Raw genomic sequence first — 26,162 nt, 5'->3', positions numbered from 1 at the left:
CAGACCTCGCAATGCAAAAGGCCGGTTCATCATGAACCGGCCTTTTGCGTTTACCGCCGCCCTACGCCGCAGCGGAAAGACGCAGCGCCCGCTTTAACGAAAGCCGAGCTTGCGACGCGCCGCCATCAGCGCGACGAGACTCACGATCGCGGCGAAAATCAGGTAGTAACTCGGCGCGGCCTTCGAACCCGTCACGCTGATCAGCCACGCGATGATGAACGGCCCGAAGCCGCCGAAGATCGTCACGGCGATGTTATAGGCCAGCGACATGCCGGTCGTGCGCGTTTGCACCGGGAACATCTCCGAAAGCAAACCTGGCAGCGCCGCGAAATACCCGGTCATCAGAAAGCCGAACACGATCTGCATGGTGATCAAGGTGCCGAAGGTCGGATGCGCGACCAGATACACGAAAGCCGGATAGATGAGGACGAGCAGCAGCAGCGCCGAGCTCAGCATGATCGTGGTGCGCCCATGCCGGTCCGACAGATGGCCGATCAGCGGCGAGAACACCATCTGGATCAGGCCGGTCAACGCGATCGCCGAAAACGCGACCGAGGGCGCCAATCCCAACTGCTTCACGCCGAACGTCGGCATGAACAGCACCAGATACGTCGACACCGTGCCGAGCACCACCACGCCGATCGCAATCAGCAGGCGCAATTTCTGGTTGGTGAAGGTGTCGCGCAGCGGCGTTTCGGTGGTTTCGGCCGCGAGAAACTCGGGCGTTTCGTCGAGCTTCGTACGGATGTACCACGCGACCGGCCCGATCAGCAAACCAAAGAAGAACGGCACGCGCCAACCCCAGGAAGCCATCTGTTCCGGCGAGAGTTTGCCGGTGAGCAACACACCGAACCCGGCGGCAAGCAGGGTGGTGAGCCCTTGGCTCGCCACCTGCCAGCTCGCGAAAAAGCCGCGCCGCCCAGGCACGTGTTCCGCGAGGAACGCGGTGGCGCTGCCGAACTCGCCGCCCGCCGAGAAACCCTGCATCAGACGCGCCAGCACGAGGATCACCGGCGCCGCGAGGCCGATGCTTTGATAGGTCGGCAGGATCGCGATGATCAACGTGCCGGCCATCATCAGCAGGATCGAGAGCGTGAGCGCCGCCTTGCGGCCGGCGCGGTCGGCGTAGGCGCCGATCACGATCGCGCCGAGCGGGCGCATGAAGAACGACACGCCGAACGTGCCGAGCGTGAGGAGCAGCGAGACCGTGTCGTTACCGGCCGGGAAAAACAGTTTCGCGATGATCACCGCGAAAAAACCGTACACCACCAGATCGAACCATTCCAGCGCGTTGCCGATCGAGGCCGCGATCACCGCGCGCCAAGAATTCTGCCGGCTCCCCGCCAGGCTTGCTGCTGTCGTTGCGTTCATGCAGATCTCCAGGTCGCGCGAAATATTATTCATGCTGGCATTACGCCTGAAACGCCCGACTGGATGCGCGCACAACCAATACGGTGCCTGCGCTCTATGTACCCGAAAAATTAATGCCGCGCGAGTGCGAAATTGCGCGATGCCGCTGCACAAGGCTTCCGGGGTTCAACCGGTCAATAAAAAACCGCTTCGTCGCCAAAGCGAACGAAGCGGTTTTTTTGTTGCGGCGCAATGCGCGTCGCGATTGATGCCTGTAATCAAAGGCTCATCAGATCGCTTTATTGCTTGATGCCTTCGGATTGAATGTGCAGTTTGGTATCCATGCTGAAGCCGTACTTGGAGCCGAAATCCATGCCGTAATCGGCGCGGCTGAAATGCGCGCTCGCTTCCACGCCGCACACTTCGCGCTTGAGCACCGGATGCTGCATGCACTTGAACGAGTCGATCTTCAGATTCAGCGGCTTGGTGACGCCGTGCATCGTCAGGCTGCCGACAACTTCGACTGGCTTGTCGCCGTCGAATCTGATATCTGTGCCCTTATAGGTCGCCGACGGAAACTTGGCGACGTCGAAGAACTCGTTCGACTTCAGATGTTCGTCGAGCTTGCCGTTGCCCGTCTCGATCGACGCCGGATCGACCGTCACGTCGACCGTGCCGGTTTTGGCCGCGCGGTCGAGCGTAACGGTGCCCGAGCTCTTGGTGAATTTGCCGCGCCATACCGAGAGGCCGCCGAAGTGATCCGCCTCGAAGCTCGGATACGTGTGGGTCGGGTCGAGCTGATAGGTATCGGCGGCCGCGAACGCGCCGAACGAGAAAGAAGAAGCCAGCGCGCCGACGGCGATCAATACGGATGTTTTCAATTCACGCTCCTAGGTTCCTGAAAAAGGCTGCCGCGCCCGAACGGCGCGGCGAATGTCACTTGTGTGCTGCAACGATATGAAACTTGATGACCACCTCGTCGGCGACTACCGAGGTGTCTTTCCATTCGCCCGTGCCGATGTCGAATTGCGAGCGCTTGATCGGCAGCGAACCGTCGAAGGTTTGCACGGCGCCTTGCTGCGACACCGTGACCGGCACGACCACCGTCTGCGACTTGCCCTTGATGGTCAGCTTGCCGGTGACCTTGAACTGGTTGCCGCCGGCCGGCGCGATCGCGCTCGAAACGAAGGTGGCGGTGGGATATGTCTTGGCGTCGAACCAGTCCTTGCCGCGCACCTGGTCGTTGTAGCTTTCGTCGCCGAGATCGTAGCTGGCCACGTCGATGCTGAGTTGCGCGGTGCCCTCGGCCGGTTTTGCCGGATCGAACTTGAGCTGCGCGGTGAATTTGCCGAACTTGCCTTCCACCGGCACGTTCATCTGCTTCGACGTCGCGGTCACCGAACTCTTCGCGACGTCGACTTGCGCGAGAGCGCTGCCGGCCACCGTCAGCGAGGCCGCGGCGAAGGCGGCGAGCATGTAGCGATAAAACGAGACCTTCATGGTTGTCCTTATTTGAGGAAAGGGAGCATGCGCGAAAGCAGGCCGTCGCGGTCCAGCCATTGATGCTTGAGCGCGGCCGCGACGTGCAATGCGACCAGCACGAGCAAGGTGTAATTCAGCGTGATGTGCACGTTCTTCAGCAGTTCCTTGAGATGCGGGTCCGGCGCGATCAGGCGCGGCAGCGGAATCAGCCCGAGGTACACCACCGGGATGTTGGCCGCCGAGCTGTACAGATAGCCCGAGGCGGGAATCGCGATCATCAGCACGTACAGCAGCAGATGCGTGAGATGCGCGGCGCCGCGCTGCCAGACCGGCATGCGGCGCGGCATCACGGGAGCCGCATGCGTGGCGCGCCACAGAATGCGCAGGACGGCGAGCGCGAACACCGTCACGCCGATCCATTTGTGCCACGAGAAGTACTTCAGCTTGGTGGGCGTGAAGCCGGGAATATCGGTCATCACCCAGCCGAGCGCGAAGCCGCACACGATCAGCAGCGCGATTAGCCAATGCAGGGCGACGGCAGTACGCGTGTACGACTCCCGGTTGCCGAATGAAGGATTGAGTGCCATGACAGGTCAACGCAAGCTAATTGAGGTTAACGGCGCAGCCCGCACTGCTATTCCAGCGTTCGATGCACATGGCATCGACGCGTTTTACGGGACCATGCCAGCTGCGGCATACGCCAAGGCGGCCATGCTACCCCAATCGGAAAAAACTGGCTGTAGCCCACGGATAGGGCGCGGACCGGCCGCTTCAGCGCGCAGGGGTCCGCATTGAACAATTGGGGACGGAGGCTGTCAGAGTTATACCGATTGCATGTAGGATCAACTGCCAGCCGACAAGGCTATCCGCCCGTGCCGCGGTCAGTGCGACGGCCGGACGCGTTTTGGTACTATCACCTTTTTATCAGACCTGCCATAGAACGGGCTTTGCACGCTTCCTCTCACACCGTCGGCCCTTTGCCCTATGGACCATGACAATCTGATCGCGTGCCACGAATGCGATACGCTGTTCCGCAAGCCGAAGCTCGTCGGACGCACGGTCGCGCGCTGTCCGCGCTGCGGAGCGACGCTCTATCGCGGCGTGTCCCGCAAGCTCGACGCAATCAGCGCGATGACGCTGGGCGCGTTGATCACCTTCCTGATCGCGCAGGGCTTCCCGATCGTCGAACTCGAAACCAACGGCATCACCTCGCAGACCACGCTGTTCGGCGCGCTCGTCGCGCTGTGGGGCGAGGAGATGCAGATCGTCGCGGTCATGGTGTTCTGCTCGACCATTCTGTTTCCACTGACTGAACTCATCGCGCTGCTCTATGTGTTGATCCCGCTGCGCGCGGGTTATGTGCCGCCCGCCTTCAATCAGGTGCTGCGCGCCATTCAGTTCGTGCGCCCGTGGGGCATGATCGAAGTGTTCATGCTCGGCGTGCTGATCACGATCGTGAAGATGGTGAGCCTCGCGCGCGTGATTCCCGAAGCAGCGCTGTTCGCGTTCGGCGTGCTCACGCTGATGTTCGCCGTGGTGGTCACATTCGATCCGCGCATTCTGTGGGACCTCGCCGACGAACTCGGCGCCCGCAATCAGCGGCCGCTGCCGCGCACCTCCGCCGATAGCGCGGCGGCCGCCGTCGGTTCGGTCGCTGGTCCGCCTGCGCCGGCCGAAGCGCACACCGCCGCGGCGCCCGACATCCGCACTGCGCCGTCCGCCTTGCCTCCGGGCACGCCGCCGGTGCCGCCGACGCCACGTCGAGGATGAGCACGCCATGAAATACGTCACCGCGAAACGCGCCGGCCTGCTGAGTTGCCACGCCTGCGGACGGGTCGAACCGCGCATCCGGTCTGTCACGCCGCAGCACTGCGGACGGTGCGGCTCGCGCCTGCACTCGCGCAACCCCGACAGCCTGATGCGCACCTGGGCGCTGCTGATCGCCGCGGCACTCCTGTATATTCCCGCGAATCTGCTGCCGGTGATGCACACCTCGTCGCTGCTCGGTTCCGAAGACGACACCATCATGAGCGGCGTCGTCTATTTCTGGACCTCGGGCGACTGGCCGCTGGCGGTGATCGTGTTCATCGCCAGCATCATGGTGCCGATGCTCAAGCTGAGCGTGCTCGTGCTGCTGACCGTCACGGCGCAGCGTCGTTCGCGCTGGCGGCCCGAGCAGCGCACCACGCTTTACCGGATGGTCGAGCGGATCGGCCGCTGGTCGATGCTCGACGTGTTCGTCGTCACGCTGACGGTCGCGCTGGTGCGCTTCAAATCGCTTGCAGTCATTACGGCCGGCCCCGGCGCGATCGCCTTCGGCTCGGTGGTGATTCTGACCATGATGGCCTCCATGCAATTCGATCCACGGCTCATCTGGGACAGCGTAGAAGGGCGCGTGGAAGGCAGTACCCAAAAACCTCAGGATCTCAAACATGACTAGCCCGCAAGAACCGACGCCCGCGTCCGATGCGCCGCGCAACGATTCGAACGGACCGAAGCTGCCGCCCCAACTCCCGGACCCTGAAATCGAGCCGCGCAGCCGCTGGCTGCCTTCGCTCGTCTGGGTGATTCCGCTGATCGCCGCGCTGATCGGTATCGCGCTCGTGATCAAGTCGGTGACCGCGAGAGGCCCGACCATCACGATCAGCTTTGTGAGCGCCGAAGGTCTCGAACCCGGCAAGACCAAGGTGAAGTACAAAGATGTCGATGTCGGCTCGGTGAAGACCATCACACTGTCGAAAGATCTGTCCCACGTGCTGGTGCAGGTGCAATTGACCAAGGAAGGCGAAGACTTCGCGGTCAAGGATTCGCGCTTCTGGGTGGTCCGGCCGCGCGTCGGCGCGAGCGGCGTGTCGGGTCTCACCACGCTGCTTTCGGGCGCGTATATCGGCGCGGACGCCGGGCATTCGCCGGATACCGAGAAGAACTTCGTCGGTCTCGAAACGCCGCCGCCTATTACCGGCGACCAGAAGGGCCACCAGTTCGTCCTGCACGGCGACTCGCTCGGCTCGATCGACATCGGTTCGCCGATCTTCTACCGGCGCGTGCAGGTCGGCCAGGTGGTGGGCTTCTCGCTCGACAAGGACGGCACCGGCGTGACCATGCAGGTCTTCGTGTCCGCGCCGTTCGATCAGTACGTCGGCACCAATTCGCGCTGGTGGCATGCGAGCGGCGTCGATCTGCGGCTCGATTCCAGCGGCTTCAAGCTGAACACGCAGTCGCTTGCCACGGTGATTGTGGGCGGCTTGTCGTTCCAGTCGCCGCCGGGTCAGGGCGTGGGCGCGCAGGCGCCGAACAACATGACGTTCCGCCTCGGCTCGGACGAAGCGGACGCAATGCGCGAACCGGACGGCGTGCCGTTGCGCGTGGTGATGAACTTCAACCAGTCGCTGCGGGGTTTGTCGATCGGCGCACCGGTCGATTTCCGCGGCATCGTGCTGGGCCAGGTGACCAATATCGGCATCGACTACGATCCGAAGACCCGCAGCTTCACCATGCCGGTGACGATGAATCTGTACCCCGACCGTCTCGGCAGGCGCTTCCGCGAAACCGCGCCGGCACCGGGCAGCCTCGCGGGTCAAACCATGCTGCAGCAGCTCGTCAAACATGGTCTGCGTGGCCAGTTGCGCACTGGCAACCTGATTACGAGCCAGTTGTACGTGGCGGTGGATATCTTCCCGAAAGCGCCGCCGGCAACCGTCGACGTGGCGAGCGATCCGCTCGAACTGCCGACGATTCCGAACACGCTCGACGAGTTGCAACTCCAGGTCGCCGACATTGCGAAGAAGCTCGACAAGGTGCCGTTCGATCAGATCGGCAACAACCTGAACAGCGCGCTGAAGAACGCAGACCAGCTCTTCACGCGACTCGACAAGGAAGTCGTGCCGCAGGCTCGCGACACCCTCGCGGCGGCGAAGCAGACCTTCGGTTCGGCCGAGGCGACGTTGCAGCAGGACTCGCCGTTGCAATCGGATGTTCATCAGGCGTTGCAGGAATTGACGCGCACGTTGCAGTCGCTCAATGCGCTGTCGGATTATCTGGAGCGCCACCCCGAATCGCTGCTGCGCGGTAAATCAGGAGATAAACCATGATGTTTGCCCGGCTTCCCCGCCCGCCGCGCGGGCTCGTGCGCGGCGCTGTCGTTGCCGGCGCGCTGGCCGGACTCGCGGCGCTGGCGGCGTGTTCGTCGCCGTCGAGCCGCTTTTATACGCTGGGCGCTGATAGTGCTGCTGGATCCGTCGCGCCGGTCAGCGCCCGGACCCCGGCCGCGCCGGCGTGGCTGATCGAAGTCGCGCCGATCGACGTACCGCCGCAGGTGTCGAAGAATCAGCTCGTCGTGCAGACGGCACCGACGCAGGTCAAAGTGCTCGAGGAAGAGCGCTGGGCCTCGCTGCCGGGCGACGAGATTCGCCGGGCATTGTCGACGAGTCTGACGCAGCAGCTCAACACGATCGATGTGTATGGGACGGCTTATCCGGATGGGACGCCGGTTTATCGGCTCAGCATGAATGTGCAGCGGTTTGAATCATGGCCGGGTTCGCATGCGTTGATCGACGCAGTGTGGAGTGTGAGGGCTGTGCGTGGTGCGGCAGTGATGACCTGCCGGAGTGTGGTGAGTGAGCCGGTTAGCGGTGGGTATGATGCGTTGGTGGAGGGGCATCGGCGGGCATTGCAGCGGATTTCCATGCAGGTGGCTTCTGCTGTGAAGGCTATGGCGGTGGCTGTTCCTGTTGCTGCTTCTGTTGCTGCTCCGCAGGGGAAGGGGGGGGGGGCTGCTGGTAAAGCTGGGGTGGTGGTTGTGCCGGCTTGTCCGTCTGATGGTGTGGGTGCTGTTGCTGGTGGTTGATGGGGTTTTTGGTTTTGTAGTGTGTTGGCCTTTCCTTGAATTGTTAGTGGTCTATTGGCGTTGCCCCTGTGCGGGGCGGCACCTACTTTCTTTGCCGCGGCAAAGAAAGTAGGCAAAGAAAGCCGCTTTGCACCGCCAGCCTGGAAGCGGGTCCCCCGCACAGCCACGGGAGTGGTGCATCTGGAATCCGTGTTCTCGCACATTCCGCCCTGGTGACAAAGCAGTCATTCTTCCGGCGACGCTGCGCGCGCCGCGGCGGTACTTCATCAACCCGTGGGGGTGCAGGCGTTCACCTGCACCTGGTCTCCACGCGGCATCAGGGCGTGCCGCGCGGTGCGCTCCCATCATCCTCCCTGCATGTCGCCGAGGCGAAGCCGACGGCCCCCGCCGCGCTAACCGAAGCCGCGGTCTTTAGGGCAGACCGCCCCGGCGAGCACGGAGTGCGAGGCGGGAGGTATGACTGCCTTGTCGCTCCCGGGGGATGGGCGAGATGCCGGATTCCACATGCACCACTACCTCCTCCAAGCCAGGGGACCCGCTTCTGGGCTGGCGGTGTGAAGCGGCTTTCTTTGCCTACTTTCTTTGCCGCGGCAAAGAAAGTAGGTGCCGCCCCGCACAGGGGCAACGCCAATAGACCACTAACAATTCAAGGAAAGGCCAACACAGCACAAGCAAGCCACTCACCCCCAGCGCCCCGCGCAAAAAAACCAAATGGTTGGCGAACCGACCCTATAGGTGTATAACTAGAACCTATCAAACTCACCGCGCTGATTGATCCCCTAATGACGCTCACCGAATTGAAATACATCGTTGCGGTCGCCCGCGAGCGGCACTTCGGCCGGGCCGCCGAAGCGTGTTTCGTCAGCCAGCCGACGCTCTCGGTGGCAATCAAAAAGCTGGAAGACGAACTCAACGTCCAGATCTTCGAACGCGGCACGAGCGAAGTGAGCGTCACGCCAATCGGCGAACAGATCGTCACGCAAGCGCAACGCGTTCTCGAACAGACGCTCGCCATCAAGGAAATCGCCAAACAGGGCAAAGACCCGCTGGTCGGGCCGCTGCGCCTTGGCGTCATCTATACGATCGGGCCGTACCTGTTGCCCACGCTCGTCAAGCAGATGATCAAGCGCGTCCCGCAAATGCCCTTGATGCTGCAGGAAAATTACACGCTCAAGCTGATCGAGCTGCTCAAACAAGGCGAAATCGACGTTGCCATCATGGCGCTACCGTTTCCGGAAACCGGCCTGATGCTGCGCCCGCTGTACGACGAGCCGTTCGTAGTCGCCTTGCCGTCCGGGCACGCCTGGGAGAACCGTCCGAAAATCGACGCCGACGATCTGAAGCAGGAAACCATGCTGCTGCTCGGCAGCGGTCACTGCTTCCGCGACCACGTGCTGGGCGTCTGCCCGGAACTCATGCGCTTTTCGCAAAACGCGGACGGCATCCAGAAGACCTTTGAAGGGTCGTCGCTGGAAACCATCCGTCACATGGTGGCGAGCGGGGTCGGCATTACCGTGCTGCCGCGCATGTCTGTGCATGAAGTGAAACCGCACGCCGGTGGCATCGATTCGGGGCTGCTGAGCTACGTCGCTTTCGACGAACCCGTGCCGGATCGCCGCGTCGTGCTGGCCTGGCGCAAGAGCTTCACGCGCATGCCCGCGATCGAGGCCATCTGCGACGCCATCAGCTCCTGCGATCTGGCAGGCGTCAAGAAGCTCGATTTGCCGGTAGCGGTCAACTGACGAGCGCATTGAAAGGCGGCTTGCTGCGCAAGTCCGGCGACCGGCCGGCGCCTGCCTAAGAAGGTGCCGGCAGCAACAAACCTCACAAGCCTCAACAAGACCTCGAGCCGCCATAATTCCTATCGAATAGATAAAATTAATCAAAGGCAGTAATTCGATAGTCTTGATATAGTTTCCTCCATGGATCGCCCGATCCACCCGACCCGGAGGAAGCATGACGCAGTCCAAGCCACAGCCGCCAGTCCATATCCTCGCCTCGCCGTCAGCCTTGATGCCGCGCGGCTTTGTCGCATCGATTGCGAGTCTGCGTACCGTAGCGTTGTCCCTGCTGGTCGATCGGGCCCTGTCCGCATAACGCCTGAGCCTCCGGCATCAGTGCATCGCCCCTCTCCTCACGATCTGTTTTCAATAAGCGCCAACCAGGAGTCACGCATGTCCGAACGTAAGCTCACCAGCGCCGCCGGCGCACCCGTCGCCGATAACCAGAATTCGATGACCGCCGGCGCTCGCGGTCCGGCTGTTCTGCAAGATGTCTGGCTGCTCGAAAAACTCGCCCACTTCGATCGTGAAGTGATTCCGGAACGCCGTGTTCACGCCAAAGGTTCGGGCGCATTCGGCACGTTGAAGGTCACGCACGATATCTCGCGCTACACGAAGGCCAAGGTGTTCGCGCAAGTCGGCAAGGAAACGCCGCTTTTCATGCGCTTTTCGACGGTGGCCGGCGAGCGCGGCGCAGCCGACGCCGAACGCGACGTGCGGGGTTTCTCGATCAAGTTCTACACGGAAGAAGGCAACTGGGACGTGGTCGGCAACAACACGCCGGTGTTCTTTATCCGCGATCCGCTGAAGTTCCCGGACTTCATCCACACGCAAAAGCGCGACCCGTACACCAACATGCGCAGCAATGTCGCGGCGTGGGATTTCTGGTCGCGTCATCCGGAATCGCTGCATCAGGTAACGATTCTGATGAGCGACCGCGGTATTCCGCAAAATTACCGTCAGATGCACGGCTTCGGCTCGCACACGTACTCGTTTATTAACGCCAGCAACGAACGTTTCTGGGTGAAGTTCCATTTCAAGTCGATGCAAGGCATCGAGAACTTCACCGATGCCGAAGCGGCACAAGTGGTCGCGCAAGATCGCGAAAGCGCGCAACGCGATCTGATCGGCAATATCGATGCAGGCAACTTCCCGAAGTGGCGCTTCGCCATTCAGGTGATGCCGGAAGCAGAAGCCGCCGCGTATCGCTTCAATCCGTTCGACATCACGAAAGTGTGGTCGCAGAAGGACTATCCGTTGATCGACGTCGGCACGATCGAGTTGAATCGCAACGCACAGAACTACTTTGCCGACGTGGAGCAAGCGGCGTTCACGCCGGCCAACGTGGTGCCGGGTATCGGCTTTTCGCCGGACCGTCTGTTGCAGGGCCGTCTGTTCTCGTACGGCGACACGCAGCGCTATCGACTCGGCATCAATCACCACCAGATTCCGGTGAATGCGGCGCGCGTGCCGAGCCCGCATTCGTTCCATCGCGACGGCGCAATGCGCACGGACGGCAACCTCGGCGGCAATGTGAATTACGAGCCAAACCGCTTCGGCGACTTCGTGCAGGACGCCAACGCGTCTGAACCGCCGCTCGCGGCGGGCGCGGTGGATCGCTACGAGCATCGGCTGGACGACGACTACTACACGCAGCCGGGTATGTTGTTTGCGCTTTTCGATGCGGCTCAGCGCGAACGTCTGTTCGGCAACATCGCACGCCATATCAACGGTGTGCCGCAGGAGATCGTTACGCGCCAGATCGAGCATTTCCGCCGTGCCGATCCCGCTTACGCGGAAGGCGTGATCGCCTCGATGGCCGACCTCGCGGAACGCAACAGGCAATAAGCAGCAATCGAGCAATTGAAGTCATGCAGTAGAGCGGGACGCATTTGCGTCCCGCTAGCACCGATACGAACCGAAGGAGCACGACCATGATGCAGATGATGATGGCCACGCTAGGCGGCACGTCAGCCGCAAATAGTGCGCAACGACACGCATTGATGGCGCGCAGGGCGGTGGGCTTTGCAATCTTCGCGAGCGGACTCGCGGTGATCGCCGCGCAGGCGCTGCAACACGCGCTAGGCGGCTGATACAGGCCGCCGCCGCGACGCGGCAAGTGGCTACGCGTCATACGAACGCAGCAGCTTTCTAGGCTAAACTGTCGAGCGTTCGAGCTGTCGAGTTTGCTATCCGCAGACCGTCACTTTGCCGACCGGTTCGTATCACTCTTCGAAGGAGTCATCATGGCCAAAAAAGAAGCCGCAGCAGCCGTACAGCACGTCAATATCGGGATCAGCGACAAGGATCGCAAGAAGATTGCAGAAGGTCTGTCGCGCCTGCTCGCCGACACCTACACGCTGTATTTGAAGACCCACAACTTCCACTGGAACGTGACGGGTCCCATGTTCAATACGCTGCACCTCATGTTCGAAACGCAATACAACGAGCTGGCACTAGCGGTCGATTCGATCGCTGAACGCATTCGCGCGCTGGGCGTGCATGCGCCGGGCAGCTACAAGGATTTCGCCAAGCTATCGTCGATTCCGGAAGCGGACGGCGTGCCGGCCGCTGAAGAAATGATCCGCCAACTGGTGGAGGGTCAGGAAGCCGTGGTGCGTACCGCACGCGCGATTTTCCCGTCGACGGAAGCCGCCAACGACGAGCCGACCGCCGACCTGCTGACGCAACGCATGCAAACGCACGAAAAGACCGCGTGGATGCTGCGTTCGATGCTGGCTTAAGGATCTGCGCGCAAGGCGCCTCGTTCCGGCGCCGGCGTTGAAGTTGTCGTTGAAGCTATCGTTGAAGTTAAAGCCGAGCGCGACACCAACAAAGCCTCCCTGCACGGGAGGCTTTGTTTTTTGCGGCGCCTGCCTTGTCAGCCGAGCGAGCCCAGAAGCGGCGCGTCGTCCGTATCCCGTAAAATAGCCGCACCGTCTTCGCACTTTCACCGACTCCGCCCATGTTCGCCCGACTCCCCCTGTATCTGCGCCTCGTGCGCATGGACAAGCCGATCGGCAGCCTGCTGCTGCTGTGGCCGACGCTCAACGCGCTGTGGATCGCTTCCGACGGTCATCCGACGTGGCCGTTGCTGGTGATTTTCACGGTGGGCACGGTGCTGATGCGCTCGGCGGGTTGCGCGATCAACGATTACGCGGATCGCGATTTCGATCGCTACGTGAAGCGCACGGAGAACCGTCCGATCACGTCGGGCAAGATCAAGGCGTGGGAAGCGGTGGCGCTGGCGGCTGCGCTCTCGTTGCTGGCGTTTCTGCTGATTCTGCCGCTCAATACGTTGACCAAGGAACTGTCTGTGGCGGCGCTTTTCGTCGCCGGTTCGTATCCGTTCACCAAGCGGTTTTTCGCTATCCCGCAGGCGTATTTGGGGATCGCGTTCGGCTTCGGCATTCCGATGGCGTTCGCCGCGATTCAGGGCCACGTGCCGCTGCTCGCGTGGGTGATGCTGCTGGCCAATGTGTTCTGGTCGGTCGCGTACGACACCGAATACGCAATGGTCGATCGTGACGACGACATCAAGATCGGCATCCGCACGTCGGCGCTGACGTTCGGCCGCTTCGACGTGGCCGCGATCATGATTTGCTACGCGGCGACGCTTGGGATTTACGTCGGTATCGGCGTGCTGCTCGGCTTCGGCATGCTGTACTGGCTGGGATGGGCGGTGGCCGCGGGCTGCGCGATCTATCACTACACGCTGATTCGTGACCGCGAACGGATGGCGTGCTTCGCCGCGTTCCGGCATAACAACTGGCTGGGCGGCGCGCTGTTTGTCGGCATCGCCGCGCATTACGCGGCGGGCTCGTTCTAGTTTTTCTTGCCTAACTGAGGTACACCTCAAAAAGGCCCCGAGACATGCCGCAGCGCAATTCGGTTTCCCAAACTCCGTTGAGCGGCTTCCCGCACGGGTTGTTGCCGGGTTTGCGTTTCTCTTGAGCAGGCGCCGCCGAACCCGCTCACTGCTTGCCGAACTCGTCGCCCATTTCCTTCGCGCGGGCATCCGCGGCGAGCGCGCCGCGCACGATCGCATTCTTGATGCCGCTCGCGTCGAACGACGCCAGAGCCGCCGCCGTCGTGCCGCCTTTGGACGTCACACGTTCGCGCAACACGCTCGGCGGCTCGTCGGAATTCGCCGCCAGTTGCGCCGCGCCGGTGAAGGTCGCGACCGCCAGCGCGCGGCCTTGCGCTTCGTCCATGCCGAGTTGGCGCGCGGCTTCCTGCAAGGCCTCGATGAAATAGAACACGTAGGCCGGCCCGCTCCCCGAGATCGCGGTGACGGCGTCGATTTTCGCTTCGTCGTCGAACCAGACCGTTTCGCCGACCGCGCCCAGCACTTGCGACGCGAGCGCGCGGCCCGCTTCGTCGACACTGCTGGTCGCCACCAGTCCTGTCACGCCCATGCCGATCAGCGCCGGCGTATTCGGCATGACACGCACGATACGGTTGTGCCCATTGAGCCAGCGCGACATGTCGCCGATGCGAATGCCGGCCACAATGCTCACGGCCAGTTGCGACGCATTCAGATGCGGCGCCACCGCCTCGGCGACGCTCTTCAGGATCTGCGGTTTCACCGCCAGCACGACGGCGTCGTACGCGGCGAGCGCGGCATCCGCGGCGGCGCCCGTCTTGATGCCGAATTGCTGCTCATTGCGCTTGCGCGCGTCTTCGTTGGGATCGATTGCGTAGAGGTCAGCGGGCGCGACGCCACGCTTGATGAGACCGCCGATCAACGCGGCGGCCATGTTGCCACCGCCGATAAAAGCAATTTTCATGATGTTCCGGATGAAGTGCCAACTGCCGTGAAGAACCTATGGAGCCTGAAAGGCCCGAAGAGCTCAGTTAGAGTAATCTCGCGCGCCGAAGATCGCGGTGCCGACGCGCACGATCGTCGCGCCTTCCAGCACGGCGGCCTCGAGATCGCTCGACATGCCCATGGACAGCGTGTCGAGTTCGAGACCGTCGTTGCACAGACGCTCGAACAATTCGCGCAAGTGCCGATGCGGCACGCGTTGTTCGTCGATGCCGCCGGCCGGCTCGGGAATCGCCATCAGCCCGCGCAAATTCAGCTTCGGCAGCGCGGCGATCGCCTGCGCGACTTCCACCGCCTCGGGAATGCTCACGCCGCTTTTCGACGCCTCGCCGCTGATGTTGACTTGCAAGCACACGTTGAGCGGTGGCAAATTGTCCGGACGCTGCTCCGAGAGCCGCTGCGCGATCTTCAACCTATCGACTGAGTGCACCCAGTCGAACTGCTCGGCCACCGGCCGCGTCTTGTTCGATTGCAACGGACCGATGAAATGCCATTCGAGCGTAGCGCGCAGATCGGCGAGCGCCTCGATCTTGGTGAGGGCTTCCTGCACGTAGTTTTCACCGAACGCGCGCTGGCCGGCGGCATAGGCGGCGCGCACGTCTTCGGCGGGGAAGGTCTTGGAGACCGCGAGCAGATGGACCGAGCGCGTATCGCGTCCGGCCACGTGCGCGGCCATGGCGATGCGCTGCTGCACCGCCTCGAGGTTGTGAATCAGATCGGGCATGTCGGAACCGGAAGTCCAGCGAAAGTCGATTATCCGATTATACGGACAGCATGTGCTCGACCAGTTCGATCCAGTGCGCGACCGGCGTCGAGGTGCCGCTTTGCAGATGCGCAATGCAGCCGACGTTCGCCGACACGATCACCTGCGGCTCTTGCGCCTGCAGCCGATCGAGCTTCTGATCGCGCAGCGCGTACGAGAGTTTGGGTTGCGTCAGCGAGTAGGTGCCGGCCGAGCCGCAGCACAGATGACTGTCGGCGGGCAGACGCACCTCGACGCCCAGCGCGGTCAGCAAATGCTCGACCTTGCCGCGAATCTGCTGGCCATGCTGCAACGTGCAGGGCGGATGAAACGCCACCGTGTGAACCGAGCGGCGGCGCGTGACCGAGACCAAAGCTTCTTCGAACTCCGGCAGGATCTCCGCGACGTCGCGCGTCAATTCCACCACGCGGCGCGCCTTTTCCGCATACGCCGGATCATGGCGCAAGAGGTGCGCGTATTCCTTGACGGTCGCGCCGCAGCCGGACGCGTTCATCACGATCGCCTCCACGCCTTGTTCGATGTACGGCCACCATGCGTCGATGTTGGCGCGCAGGTCGTCGAGCGCGTCGTCGTTGTAGCCCAGATGCAGACGGATCGCGCCGCAGCAGCCGGCATCCGGCGCGATCAGCGTTTCCACGCCGAGCGCGTCGAATACGCGCGCGGTGGCGATGTTCACGTTCGGCATCATCGACGGTTGCACGCAACCCGCGAGCATCAGCATCTTGCGCGGATGTTTCGCCGTCGGCCATTCGAGCGGACGCTGCCGCGCGGGCACTTTGTCGCGCAACTTCTTGGGCAGCAACGGACGAAAATGCTGGCCGATACGCATGGTGGGCGTGAACAGCGCGCTGTTCGGCACGAAGCTCGCGAGCATCCGGCGCACCAGCCGTTGACCGAGCGGGCGCGTGACTTTCTCTTCGGTGAGCTTGCGGCCGATTTCCACCAGCCGGCCATATTGCACGCCGGATGGGCACGTCGATTCGCAATTGCGGCAGGTCAGGCAGCGGTCGAGATGGACTTGGGTGCTGCGCGTGACCGGCGCGCCTTCGACCATCTGCTTGATCAGATAGATCCGTCCGCGTGGGCCGTCGAGTTCGTCGCCGAGGATCTGATAGGTCGGGCAGGTGGCCGTGCAGAAACCGCAATGCACGCAATTGCGCAGAATGCCGTCGGCTTCGTCGCCATCGGGCGTGTTGCGAATGAAGTCCGCGAGGTTGGTTTGCATCGCGTCGCTCAGAAGTCGGGGTAGAGACGGCCGCGATTGAAGATGCGGGCCGGGTCGAAAGCGGTTTTCAGGCCGCGATGAATTTTCATCAGCGGCGCGGGAAGCGGGGTGAACACGCCGGCGCCGCGGTCGTAGCCGTGGCCGGTGCGGAAGATCGTGGCGTGGCCGCCGGCCTGCTTGGCGCTGATGCGCACGGTCTGCGCGTCGGTGTCGGTGATCCACCAGCGCTGGCCGCCGCCCCATTCCATGAGTTGCGCGCCGGGCAATTGCAACGGCTCCGTAATTGAAGGCAGAGCAAGGCGCCACAGCGCGGCCCGCGGCGGGATGGCGGCGAAGAACGAGTCGGTCTGTTCGCGCAGGCCGGCCCAGAAGCGTTCGGCTTCGACGGCATCGACCACTTCGCCGCCGAGAGCCATCTTCGCCGACTTGACCGCGGCCTCGGCGCCGGCAAGGCGCAGGACCAGCGTGCCATGACGCCACGCACTCGCGGTGATCGGCAGCGGCCGGCCGCCCCATTCGTTGAGCTTGCGGACCGCGTCGGTCCCGTTCATGTCGAATTTGAGCGTGGCTTCGGCCTGCGGCAACGGCAGCACCTTGATCGACAGTTCGAGGATCAGTCCCAGCGTGCCGAGCGAGCCGGCCATCAGGCGCGAGACGTCATAGCCGGCGACATTCTTCACCACCTGGCCGCCGAAATGCAGCTTCTGGCCCTGGCCGTTCATGATCACGGCGCCCAGCACGAAGTCGCGCGCCGCGCCGGCCGACGGGCGGCGTGGACCGGCGATGCCCGCCGCGATGCAGCCGCCGAAGGTAGCCTGCGGCCCGAAGTGCGGCGGTTCGAAGGCGAGCATCTGATGATGCTCGGCGAGCGCGGCCTCGATCTCCAGCAAGGGCGTGCCCGCGCGCGCGGTGATGACCAGCTCCGCCGGATCGTACGCAATGATGCCGCGATAAGCGCGCGTGTCGAGGATGTCACCTTCCAGCGTCTGACCGTACCAGTCTTTGGTGCCGCCGCCACGGATGCGCAACGCGCGCCCCTCGGCGCTGGCCGAACGCACACGTTCCGACCACACGGCGACGATGTCGTCCTCTTCCATGGTGTCCTGCTTCGTTGTGTTTCGTTTGATTGTACCGGGCGGGGGCTGGCTGGCAACCAGGAGCGGACCCGCATCGGGTGATCAGGGTGAGAGCAGGAAAAACGGCGCCCACGCGGCGATGCGCGATGCGTGGGCGGAGCCGTACAGCGTTAGAACCGCGGTAGCTCAGGATGCGGCAGCAAGCCGCCGCGCACATGCATCTTGCCGTACTCGGCGCAACGTGCTCGCGTTGGGATGCCTTTGTCGGGGTTGAGCAGGCCGGGTGCGTCGAAAGCTCGCTTGACCGCGTGGAACGTATCGCGTTCTTCCGGCGAAAACTGCACGCACATCGAATTGATCTTCTCGATGCCGACGCCATGCTCGCCGGTCACCGTGCCGCCCAGTTCGACGCATGCTTCGAGGATGTCGGAACCGAACGCTTCGGCCCGGTGCCACTCGTCCAGGTCATTGCCATTGAACAGGATCAGCGGATGCATGTTGCCGTCTCCCGCGTGGAAGACGTTGATGCAGCGCAGGTTGTAGGTCTTCTCCATCGCCTCGATGCGCGCCAGCAGCGGCCCGATACTGCGGCGTGGCACCGTGCCGTCCATGCAGTAATAGTCGGGTGAAATACGCCCGGCGGCGGGAAATGCATTCTTGCGCCCCGACCAGAAGCGCAGCCGTTCGGTCTCCGAGCGGGAAATCTGGATGCGGGTGGCGCCCTGTTCGCGCAGTACAGCGGTCATGCGCACGATTTCATCCGCGACTTCTTCGGGCGTGCCGTCCGATTCGCACAGCAGGATCGCCGCCGCGTCGAGATCGTAGCCGGCGTGGACAAATTCCTCGACCGCGCGCGTGGCTGGCTTGTCCATCATCTCCAGACCGGCCGGGATGATGCCCGCCGCAATGATGCCGGCGACCGCGTCGCCGCCTTTCACGACGTCGTCGAAACTGGCCATGATGACCTGCGCCGTTTGCGGCTTCGGGATCAGTTTGACCGTGACTTCGGTCACGATCGCGAACATGCCTTCGCTGCCGATCAGCACGGCCAGCAGATCGAGGCCGGGCGCGTCTGGGGCGAGCGAGCCGAATTCGACGATCTCGCCTTCCATGGTGACGGCGCGCACGCGCAACACGTTATGCACCGTGAGACCATATTTGAGGCAGTGAACGCCGCCGGAATTCTCCGAGACATTGCCGCCGATCGTGCAGGCGATCTGCGACGACGGGTCCGGCGCGTAATACAAGCCATAAGGTGCGGCGGCTTCGGAGATCGACAGATTGCGCACGCCCGGCTGCACGGTGGCGGTCCGCGCGTATGAATCGACTTCGACGATCTTGCGAAAGCGCGCGAGCGACACCACCACGCCGTGACGAATCGGCATGGCGCCGCCCGACAGGCCGGTGCCCGCGCCGCGCGGCACGATCGGCACGTCGAGACGGTGGCAGATCTGCACGATGCGCTGCACCTGCGATTCCGTCTCCGGCAACGCGACCGCAAGCGGCAGACGCCGGTAGGCGGCCAGACCGTCGCATTCGTAGGCGACGGTGTCTTCTTCGCGATACAGCAAACAATGGGTCGGCAATACGGCCATCAACGCCTGCACGACTTCGCGCTGGCGCTGGGCGAGTACTTCGGCCGTCAGTTCAGCGGGTGCGTTCATGTGACCTGTCTCCTCGTGCCTTTCAAGTCCAGCGCGGCTGGTTTTCTAGCGCCGCCGCGCCTGAATACGCGTCATGCCGCCCAGGTGAAGATCTTGCCCGGGTTCATCAGATTGTGCGGGTCGAGCGCGTGCTTGATCGAACGCATGGTGTCGACCGCGACTTCACCGTGCTCTTCGAGCAGGAAGCCCATCTTGTGCAGGCCGACGCCATGCTCGCCCGTGCAGGTGCCGTCCATACGCAGCGCGCGTTGCACGATGCGATGGTTCAGACGTTCGGCTTCGACGAGTTCTTCTGGCTTATTGGGATCGATCAGGATCGCGACGTGAAAGTTGCCGTCGCCGACATGGCCGACGATCGGGCAGGGCAGCGGCGACGCTTGCAGATCCTGTTCCGTTTCCTCCACGCATTCCGCGAGACGCGAGATCGGCACGCAGACGTCGGTCGTGACCGCGCGGCAGCCGGGCTTCAGTTGCAGCATGGCGAAATAGGCGTTGTGCCGCGCGTTCCACAGACGGCTGCGATCCTCCGGACGGGTCGCCCATTCGAAGCCTTCGCCGGCATTCTGCGCGGCGATCTCCTGGACCAGTTCGGCCTGCTCCTTCACGCTGGCCTCGGTGCCGTGAAATTCGAAGAACAGCGTGGGCGCTTCACGCAGCGTCAGATTCGAGTGGCGATTGATCGAGCGGATGGCGAGCGAATCGACGAACTCGACGCGCGCAATCGGTACACCCATCTGGATCGTTTCGATCACCGCGCGAACCGCGGCGCCCATGGACGGGAACGCGCACACCGCCGCGGACACCGCCTCCGGTTGCGGATACAGGCGCACGGTGATTTCCGTGATCACGCCGAGCGTGCCTTCCGAGCCGACGAACATGCGCGTGAGGTCGTAACCCGCGGACGATTTGCGAGCGCGCGTACCGGTTTTGATCACGCGGCCGTCGGCCAGCACCACGGTCAGCCCGAGCACGTTCTCGCGCATCGTGCCGTAGCGTACGGCGTTGGTGCCCGAGGCGCGCGTGGCCGACATGCCGCCGATGCTCGCGTCCGCGCCCGGGTCGATCGGGAAGAACAGGCCCGTGTCGCGTAATGCCTCGTTCAGCTGTTTGCGTGAGATGCCGGGCTCGACAGTGACCGTCAGGTCTTCGGCGTTGATCGACAACACCCGGTTCATTTCCGACAGATCGATCGAGACGCCGCCTTGCACGGCGAGCAGATGCCCTTCAAGCGACGAGCCGTTGCCATAAGGGATGATCGGCACGTTGTACTGGCCGCACAGTTTGACGATGGTTTGCACGTCTTCAGTCGTGCGCGCAAACACGACGGCGTCAGGCAGTTGCGGGTCGAACGGCGATTCGTCGCGGCCATGATGAGCGCGCACGGCTTCGGATACGGAGACGCGATCGGCGAACACGGCTTTGAGCGCGTTTAGCAACTCGGCGGGAAACGGCCGGCGCAGCGGGGCCGGCGGCACGGGATGATTCACGCATGTCTCCTGGTATTTGGGGCGGTGCTGGTTTGCAGCATGTGTTTCATTTTACGCCGATCGCCCGTGGGCCGGCATTGCCGGCCAGCGCTTCTATAATGGCGGCGACTTTACGATGCGTGCAATATGGATAAACGCGGTGCTTGATGTGCCGCTTCGGATTGATGTCGGCCGGCGGCGCGGCGCATCGTCACTGAATACAAGGGAGACACCATGGGCAACCGCTTGAGCAAGATCGCCACCCGCACGGGCGACGACGGCACCACCGGCCTCGGCGACGGTAGCCGTGTGCGCAAAGACAGCGCGCGCATAGCCGCGATCGGCGACGTGGACGAACTCAACTCGAACCTCGGTGTGCTGCTGTGTGAAACTTTGCCGGACAAGGTGCGGGTAGCGCTTATAGCGATTCAGCATGATCTGTTCGACCTTGGCGGCGAGCTGTGCATTCCCGGCCACACGATGATTACCGATCGGCAACTCGCTCAACTCGACGACTGGCTTGCCGACTACAACGCGGCTCTGCCGCCGCTGAAGGAGTTCATTCTGCCCGGCGGCTCGCGCGCGGCCTCGCTCGCACATGTGTGTCGCACCGTGTGCCGCCGTGCCGAACGGGCGATTGTTGCGTTGGGTGAGCACGAGATCATCAACGCCGCGCCCCGCCAGTATGTGAACCGGCTGTCCGATCTGCTGTTCGTGCTTGCGCGCGTGCTCAATCGTGCGGACGGCGGCACCGACGTGCTGTGGCAACACGAGCGCAACGCCGGCTAAGACCTGCCGTGGCAATACTCGCGTGACCGCGTAACGACGCATGCCGCGTCACGCGCGTCGACGAGCCTGGCACGTTAGCCGACCGCCAGCGTGACCGGCTTGCCGATCCGGCTCATCATTTCCACCAAGGTGTCGATGGTGAACTTGGTCGTCTTCTTGTTGACCACGTCGGACACGCGCGGGCGCGACACCATCAGAATCTCGGCCGCCTCGGCCTGCTTCAAATGATGCTGCTCGATCCACGTGGACAGTTCCGTCATGAGTTGCTCTTTGAGCAGCCGCGTGTCGTTGATCTGCTTTTGCGACGCGGCGTGCAGGCGTTTCGCCTCTTCGGCGGAAAAGCCGAGTTCGAGGAACAGATTGGCGCCCGGCCTAGTTACGTGACGAATTTTGGTGTCGGTCGTCATTTGTTAAGTTTTCCTATTGTTAGTGGTGGTGCGGCCGATGGTGCAGCCCGATAGCGCGATACCGTGTTTCGGCAATCTTCCTGTCAAGCGGACCCAGCTTCTGCGTTTTCTTCTGGAAGCAATGCAACACGTACAATGCCTCCACGAACTTGGTCACGTACATGACGCGAAAAATGCCGTCTGCTTCTTTGAGGCGAATCTCACGGGTTCCAGGGCCGATCGAGTCAAACGGCTTCCAGTCGTCCGGGTCGAGGCCTGCCTGAATTTTGCTGAGTTGAAACCCCGCTCGGCGGCGCATCTCTGCGGGGAAAGCGAGTAAATCGTGATAGCTGGAGCCTAGCCAGCGAATTTCTTTTTCCTGCTCCATAATCACCTTTCATGTACAAAATCTTATACGCAACATTCACCCCGGTCAAGTCGTATTCGACCCGGCCATGAGTTGTTACGGTACAGAGGCAATTAGAGGAGCACCATTCGTCCGTTCGGCTAACAAAAAACCCGGCTCATCCATCGAGCCGGGTTTCCCATGCATCCACCACTGCAATCAGCGTGGTTTTTTAGTTGCCGCTACCACGTGCCACACGGCGTTGCTTGACTGCGTCGGCGAGACCTTCGAGCACGGCGACGCTTTCATCCCAACCGATGCACGCGTCGGTGATGCTCTGGCCGTACGTCAGCGCGCAGCCTTCCTGCAGATCCTGGCGGCCCGCCACCAGATGCGATTCCACCATCACGCCGACAATCCGTTCGTCCCCCGAAGCAATCTGGCGGCCGATATCCGCGCACACCGGAATCTGATTCTCGTGCTTCTTCGAACTGTTTGCGTGGCTCGCGTCGATCATCAGACGCGCGGCGAGACCCGCTTTGCCGATGTCCGCGCACGCCGCGTTGACGCTGTCGGCGTCGTAGTTCGGCGTCTTGCCGCCACGCAGGATGATGTGGCAGTCCTCGTTGCCCGCGGTCGAGACGATCGCCGAGTGACCGCCCTTGGTGACCGACAGGAAATGGTGCGGCTGCGAAGCGGCCTTGATCGCGTCGACGGCGATCTTGACGTTGCCGTCCGTGCCGTTCTTGAAGCCGACCGGGCACGACAGGCCCGAAGCCAGTTCGCGATGCACTTGCGATTCGGTGGTGCGCGCGCCGATCGCGCCCCACGAGATCAGATCGGCGATGTACTGCGGGCTGATCATGTCGAGGTATTCGGTGCCGGCCGGCAGGCCGAGTTCGTTGATGCGCAACAGCAACTCGCGCGCGGTGCGCAGGCCGTCGTTGATCTTGAAGCTGTTGTCCATGTGCGGGTCGTTGATGAGACCCTTCCAGCCCACCGTCGTGCGCGGCTTTTCGAAGTACACGCGCATCACGATTTCGAGTTCGCCGGCGAAGCGCTTGCGCTGTTCGATCAGACGCCCCGCGTATTCCATCGCCGCCTTGGTGTCGTGAATCGAGCACGGTCCGATGATCACGATCAGCCGGTCTTCCATGCCATGCAGAATGCGATGCATCGCGGTGCGCGAGTTGTAGATCACGTCGGACACCGTTTCGTCGCAAGCGAATTCACGGATCAGGTGAGCGGGCGGCGTGAGTTCTTTCAATTCGCGGATGCGGACATCGTCGGTGTTGTGCGGGGGCATGTTGTTCTCCAATCGGTTCGTAGCGTGTTCGCGCGGGCAATCAGGTTTGCGATGAAGCAGCAATGCCAGAGCGGACGATCATCAAAATTAAAGTTTCAAAGGCATGAGGCAAAAAAAAACCGCCAGGCTAGCTGGCGGTTTTTCGGGAATTCTCGGTGTCTTGCGTGCACTAACACCCCTCTCGATCCGCCAGCGGTCTGAGATGCCAAAAAAAGTAAAAATAAAACTTGGCGGACATGACGAATGAGGTCGCAGGTCAAAAAGGGTGAGTGACTTTATAACCCGGGCAGGCGGTGCTTGCAAGCTGCAGGGTGCAAAAATGCGGAAAATCCGCATACTTCGCGCGACGCATGCACGAAGTATGCGTTTGACGCGAATTCAGGCCGTACCGCCGACCGTCATCTTCTCGATGCGCAACGTGGGTTGACCCACACCCACCGGCACGCTTTGGCCTTCCTTCCCGCACACGCCGACGCCCGAATCGAGCTTCATGTCATTGCCGATCATGGTCACGTATTTGAGCGATTCCGGGCCGCTGCCGATCAGCGTCGCGCCTTTCACCGGGTACGTGACCTTGCCGTTTTCGATCATGTACGCCTCGGAGGCCGAGAACACGAACTTGCCGTTGGTGATGTCGACCTGGCCGCCGCCGAAGTTCACCGCATACAAACCGTTCTTCACGGAGGCGAGAATTTCCTGCGGGTCCTTGTCGCCGTTGAGCATGTACGTGTTGGTCATGCGCGGCATCGGCAACGCCGCGTACGACTCACGGCGCGCATTGCCCGTGACCGGCATCTTCATCAGACGCGCGTTCAGCGTGTCCTGGATATAGCCCTTCAGAATGCCGTCTTCGATCAACGTGGTGCACTGGGTCGGATTGCCTTCGTCGTCGATATTGAGCGAGCCGCGACGATTCGGCAGCGTGCCGTCATCCACCACGGTGACGCCCTTGGCCGCGACCTGTTCGCCGATGCGCCCCGCGAACGCCGACGAACCCTTGCGGTTGAAGTCGCCTTCGAGACCGTGGCCGATCGCTTCGTGCAGCAGCACGCCGGGCCAGCCCGGTCCAAGCACGACGGTCATCGCGCCGGCCGGCGCCGGACGAGCGTCGAGGTTGACCAGCGCTGCATGGACGGCGTCGTCGACATAGCCGGAGAGAATCTCGTCGGTGAAATAGCCGTAGTCGAATCGGCCGCCGCCGCCGCCGCTGCCGATTTCGCGGCGGCCGTTCTGCTCGGCGATCACGGTGACCGACACACGCACCAGCGGACGAATATCGGCCGCGAAGCCGCCGTCGCTGCGCGCGACCAGCACCACGTCGTATTCACCGGCGAGGCCGGCCATGACTTGCTGGATACGCGGATCGCGGCCGCGTGCCATCTGTTCGATGCGCTCGAGCAGTTTGACCTTCGCGGTCGCGTCGAGCGAATGCAGCGGATCGGCCGGCAGATACAGATCGCGTCCCGCAATGCCGGTCAGCGACGACGCCACCTTGATCTTCTGCTTGCCGCCGCCAGCCTTGCCGATGGCGCGCGTGGCGATGGCCGCCTGGCGGATCGCTTCCGGCGACAGGTCGTCCGAATAGGCGAAAGCCGTGCGGTCGCCCGACACGGCGCGCACGCCGACGCCCTGGTCGATGCTGAAGCTGCCGGACTTCACGATGCCTTCTTCGAGACTCCACGCTTCGCTGCGCGTGTACTGGAAGTACAGGTCGGCGTAATCGATCTTGTGCGTGAAGATTTCGGCGAGCGTGCGGGTGAGCAGGGCTTCGTCGAGACCGTAGGGCGTCAGGAGGATGTCCTTGGCGGTGGCGAGATTACGGATACCGGGTTCGATGATGTTCATGCGAAGTATGTTCTGCTCGATACGAAGGATTCGGTTAGCGCCTCTGTCACACACTATATGAGTCGGGGGCGCCGCAGTTTCAATGTCACGCGAAGGGGTTGATCAACTGAGCACACGATGACGCCAGGCAGGCAGACTCTGTCGCACTTCGTCGATGCGCGCACGCTCGAGATTGCCGGCGACCACGCCCGCGCCTTCGTCGCGCACCGCGACGATTTCGCCCCACGGGTCGATCAGCATGCTGTGGCCCCACGTGCGGCGGCCATTTTCATGTTTGCCACCTTGCGCCGCGGCCAGCACGTAACACTGGTTTTCGACCGCCCGGGCGCGCAGCAGCATTTCCCAATGCGCGCGGCCGGTCGTGTAAGTGAACGCCGACGGCACCACGATCAGCGCGCAGTCGCCCATGCGCCGGTACAGCTCCGGAAAGCGCAGATCGTAGCAGACCGACAGACCGACGCGGCCGAACGGCGCCCCGAAGGTGCGGACCTCGCCGCCGGGGCAGATGGTGCGCGCCTCGTCGAACGATTCCTCGCCCTTTTCGAAATTGAACAGATGGATCTTGTCGTAACGCGCGGCCTCATTGCCTTGCGGGTCGAACACTAGCGTGGTGTTCAGCACGCGCGCGGCTTCGGGTGACATCAACGGCAACGTGCCGCCGATCACCCAGACCTGGTGGCGGCGCGCCGCGTCGGCGAGAAAGCGCTGGATCGGACCGTCCTGATAGGGTTCGCGCACGGCAAGCTTGTCCGTGTCCTTGAAGCCCATGAAGCAGAAGTATTCCGGCAGCAGGACGAGTTGCGCGCCGTCGGCGGCGGCTTCGGCGATCAGGCGCCCGGCCTCGGCCAGATTGCGCTCGCGATCCGGCGTGCTGACCATTTGCAGCGCGGCGACACGGAAGGCACTTTCCAGAGAGCCGCTGGAGACGGTTGAAGAGACGTGTGTTTCGCTCATGAGCGTTTCGAAAAACTCCCGGCAAGGCGGCGGCGCGAACCGCTGGCGCCGCATA

General features: G+C 62.7%; 26 protein-coding genes. 11 read left to right on the top strand and 15 right to left on the bottom strand.

The genetic code is table 11. The features are described 5' to 3' along the window. Positions 1-93: 93 nt before the first annotated feature. The 4 genes from ACFSNN_RS13360 to ACFSNN_RS13345 form a co-directional block, all read right to left on the bottom strand. Positions 94-1,371, bottom strand: coding sequence for an MFS transporter (locus ACFSNN_RS13360; RefSeq protein WP_134457111.1), 1,278 nt, complete (start codon positions 1,369-1,371; stop codon positions 94-96). 278 nt (positions 1,372-1,649) lie between these two features. Further along, positions 1,650-2,231, bottom strand: coding sequence for a YceI family protein (locus ACFSNN_RS13355; protein ID WP_134457110.1), 582 nt, complete (start codon positions 2,229-2,231; stop codon positions 1,650-1,652). 55 nt (positions 2,232-2,286) lie between these two features. After that, positions 2,287-2,850 carry a YceI family protein gene (locus ACFSNN_RS13350; RefSeq protein WP_012431765.1) on the bottom strand — a complete coding sequence of 188 codons (564 nt, stop codon included), beginning with the start codon at positions 2,848-2,850 and terminating at the stop codon, positions 2,287-2,289. Between the two features lie 8 nt (positions 2,851-2,858). Further along, complete coding sequence (locus ACFSNN_RS13345; protein ID WP_012431766.1) at positions 2,859-3,419, bottom strand: cytochrome b; 561 nt, start codon at positions 3,417-3,419, stop codon at positions 2,859-2,861. 397 nt (positions 3,420-3,816) lie between these two features. Here ACFSNN_RS13345 and ACFSNN_RS13340 point away from each other — a divergent pair, with 397 nt between their 5' ends. From ACFSNN_RS13340 to ubiA, 10 genes are all read left to right on the top strand, one after another. Continuing rightward, positions 3,817-4,602: a paraquat-inducible protein A gene (locus ACFSNN_RS13340; RefSeq protein ID WP_377688797.1), complete on the top strand. Its 786-nt coding sequence runs from the start codon at positions 3,817-3,819 to the stop codon at positions 4,600-4,602. A gap of 7 nt (positions 4,603-4,609) precedes the next feature. Then, entirely contained in the window at positions 4,610-5,272 is a 663-nt protein-coding gene (locus ACFSNN_RS13335; protein WP_012431768.1) for a paraquat-inducible protein A, read from the top strand. Beyond that, the gene (locus tag ACFSNN_RS13330) at positions 5,265-6,923 is read left to right on the top strand and encodes a PqiB family protein (protein ID WP_134457109.1); all 1,659 of its coding nucleotides are present in this window, start codon (positions 5,265-5,267) and stop codon (positions 6,921-6,923) included. Before ACFSNN_RS13335 ends, ACFSNN_RS13330 begins: the two co-directional genes overlap by 8 nt. Beyond that, entirely contained in the window at positions 6,920-7,678 is a 759-nt protein-coding gene (locus tag ACFSNN_RS13325) for a PqiC family protein (RefSeq protein WP_377688798.1), read from the top strand. The genes ACFSNN_RS13330 and ACFSNN_RS13325 overlap by 4 nt, the downstream gene beginning before the upstream one ends. Positions 7,679-8,460: 782 nt before the next feature. Next, positions 8,461-9,420, top strand: a complete 960-nt coding sequence (locus tag ACFSNN_RS13320; protein ID WP_012431771.1) for a LysR substrate-binding domain-containing protein — start codon at positions 8,461-8,463, stop codon at positions 9,418-9,420. A gap of 214 nt (positions 9,421-9,634) precedes the next feature. Continuing rightward, positions 9,635-9,775, top strand: coding sequence for a hypothetical protein (locus ACFSNN_RS13315; RefSeq protein WP_166799256.1), 141 nt, complete (start codon positions 9,635-9,637; stop codon positions 9,773-9,775). Positions 9,776-9,852: 77 nt separating this feature from the next. Continuing rightward, on the top strand, positions 9,853-11,307 hold the full coding sequence (locus ACFSNN_RS13310) for a catalase (protein ID WP_134457108.1): 1,455 nt from the start codon (positions 9,853-9,855) through the stop codon (positions 11,305-11,307). A gap of 86 nt (positions 11,308-11,393) precedes the next feature. Further along, positions 11,394-11,552 (top strand): hypothetical protein, encoded by a 159-nt coding sequence (locus ACFSNN_RS13305; RefSeq protein ID WP_166799255.1) that lies wholly within the window; start codon positions 11,394-11,396, stop codon positions 11,550-11,552. 153 nt (positions 11,553-11,705) lie between these two features. Further along, a complete protein-coding gene (locus ACFSNN_RS13300; protein ID WP_132376013.1) occupies positions 11,706-12,203 on the top strand; it encodes a Dps family protein in 498 nt (165 codons plus the stop codon). A gap of 221 nt (positions 12,204-12,424) precedes the next feature. Beyond that, positions 12,425-13,288 carry a 4-hydroxybenzoate octaprenyltransferase gene (gene ubiA / locus ACFSNN_RS13295; protein ID WP_134457107.1) on the top strand — a complete coding sequence of 288 codons (864 nt, stop codon included), beginning with the start codon at positions 12,425-12,427 and terminating at the stop codon, positions 13,286-13,288. 145 nt (positions 13,289-13,433) lie between these two features. Here ubiA and proC read toward each other — a convergent pair whose 3' ends face one another. The 6 genes from proC to ACFSNN_RS13265 form a co-directional block, all read right to left on the bottom strand. Then, the gene (proC, locus tag ACFSNN_RS13290) at positions 13,434-14,249 is read right to left on the bottom strand and encodes a pyrroline-5-carboxylate reductase (RefSeq protein WP_134457106.1); all 816 of its coding nucleotides are present in this window, start codon (positions 14,247-14,249) and stop codon (positions 13,434-13,436) included. A 63-nt stretch (positions 14,250-14,312) separates the two neighbouring features. After that, complete coding sequence (locus ACFSNN_RS13285) at positions 14,313-15,011, bottom strand: YggS family pyridoxal phosphate-dependent enzyme (protein ID WP_012431777.1); 699 nt, start codon at positions 15,009-15,011, stop codon at positions 14,313-14,315. A 37-nt stretch (positions 15,012-15,048) separates the two neighbouring features. Continuing rightward, positions 15,049-16,275, bottom strand: coding sequence for a glycolate oxidase subunit GlcF (gene glcF, locus ACFSNN_RS13280; protein WP_012431778.1), 1,227 nt, complete (start codon positions 16,273-16,275; stop codon positions 15,049-15,051). An 8-nt stretch (positions 16,276-16,283) separates the two neighbouring features. Next, complete coding sequence (gene glcE / locus ACFSNN_RS13275) at positions 16,284-17,372, bottom strand: glycolate oxidase subunit GlcE (protein ID WP_134457105.1); 1,089 nt, start codon at positions 17,370-17,372, stop codon at positions 16,284-16,286. Between the two features lie 149 nt (positions 17,373-17,521). Next, a complete protein-coding gene (locus tag ACFSNN_RS13270; protein WP_134457104.1) occupies positions 17,522-19,015 on the bottom strand; it encodes an FAD-linked oxidase C-terminal domain-containing protein in 1,494 nt (497 codons plus the stop codon). Between the two features lie 71 nt (positions 19,016-19,086). Beyond that, entirely contained in the window at positions 19,087-20,502 is a 1,416-nt protein-coding gene (locus tag ACFSNN_RS13265) for an FAD-linked oxidase C-terminal domain-containing protein (RefSeq protein WP_134457103.1), read from the bottom strand. Between the two features lie 213 nt (positions 20,503-20,715). Between ACFSNN_RS13265 and ACFSNN_RS13260 the strand changes: the two genes are divergently transcribed. Next, positions 20,716-21,270, top strand: a complete 555-nt coding sequence (locus tag ACFSNN_RS13260; protein ID WP_134457102.1) for a cob(I)yrinic acid a,c-diamide adenosyltransferase — start codon at positions 20,716-20,718, stop codon at positions 21,268-21,270. A 74-nt stretch (positions 21,271-21,344) separates the two neighbouring features. Here ACFSNN_RS13260 and ACFSNN_RS13255 read toward each other — a convergent pair whose 3' ends face one another. The 5 genes from ACFSNN_RS13255 to ACFSNN_RS13235 form a co-directional block, all read right to left on the bottom strand. Further along, a complete protein-coding gene (locus ACFSNN_RS13255) occupies positions 21,345-21,677 on the bottom strand; it encodes a helix-turn-helix domain-containing protein (protein ID WP_012431783.1) in 333 nt (110 codons plus the stop codon). 19 nt (positions 21,678-21,696) lie between these two features. After that, on the bottom strand, positions 21,697-22,044 hold the full coding sequence (locus ACFSNN_RS13250; RefSeq protein ID WP_134457101.1) for a type II toxin-antitoxin system RelE/ParE family toxin: 348 nt from the start codon (positions 22,042-22,044) through the stop codon (positions 21,697-21,699). A gap of 190 nt (positions 22,045-22,234) precedes the next feature. Continuing rightward, positions 22,235-23,308, bottom strand: a complete 1,074-nt coding sequence (aroG, locus tag ACFSNN_RS13245; RefSeq protein ID WP_012431785.1) for a 3-deoxy-7-phosphoheptulonate synthase AroG — start codon at positions 23,306-23,308, stop codon at positions 22,235-22,237. Positions 23,309-23,686: 378 nt separating this feature from the next. Next, a complete protein-coding gene (gene tldD / locus ACFSNN_RS13240; RefSeq protein ID WP_134457100.1) occupies positions 23,687-25,153 on the bottom strand; it encodes a metalloprotease TldD in 1,467 nt (488 codons plus the stop codon). 102 nt (positions 25,154-25,255) lie between these two features. Beyond that, positions 25,256-26,107: a carbon-nitrogen hydrolase family protein gene (locus tag ACFSNN_RS13235; RefSeq protein WP_134457099.1), complete on the bottom strand. Its 852-nt coding sequence runs from the start codon at positions 26,105-26,107 to the stop codon at positions 25,256-25,258. Positions 26,108-26,162 lie beyond the last annotated feature (55 nt).

Origin of the sequence: Paraburkholderia dipogonis, assembly GCF_042680985.1 — a bacterium.
In the GTDB taxonomy this organism is placed as follows: Bacteria; Pseudomonadota; Gammaproteobacteria; order Burkholderiales; family Burkholderiaceae; genus Paraburkholderia; species Paraburkholderia phytofirmans.
Note: the sequence above shows the minus strand (reverse complement) of the source record. Positions and strands in the feature narration are given on the sequence as shown.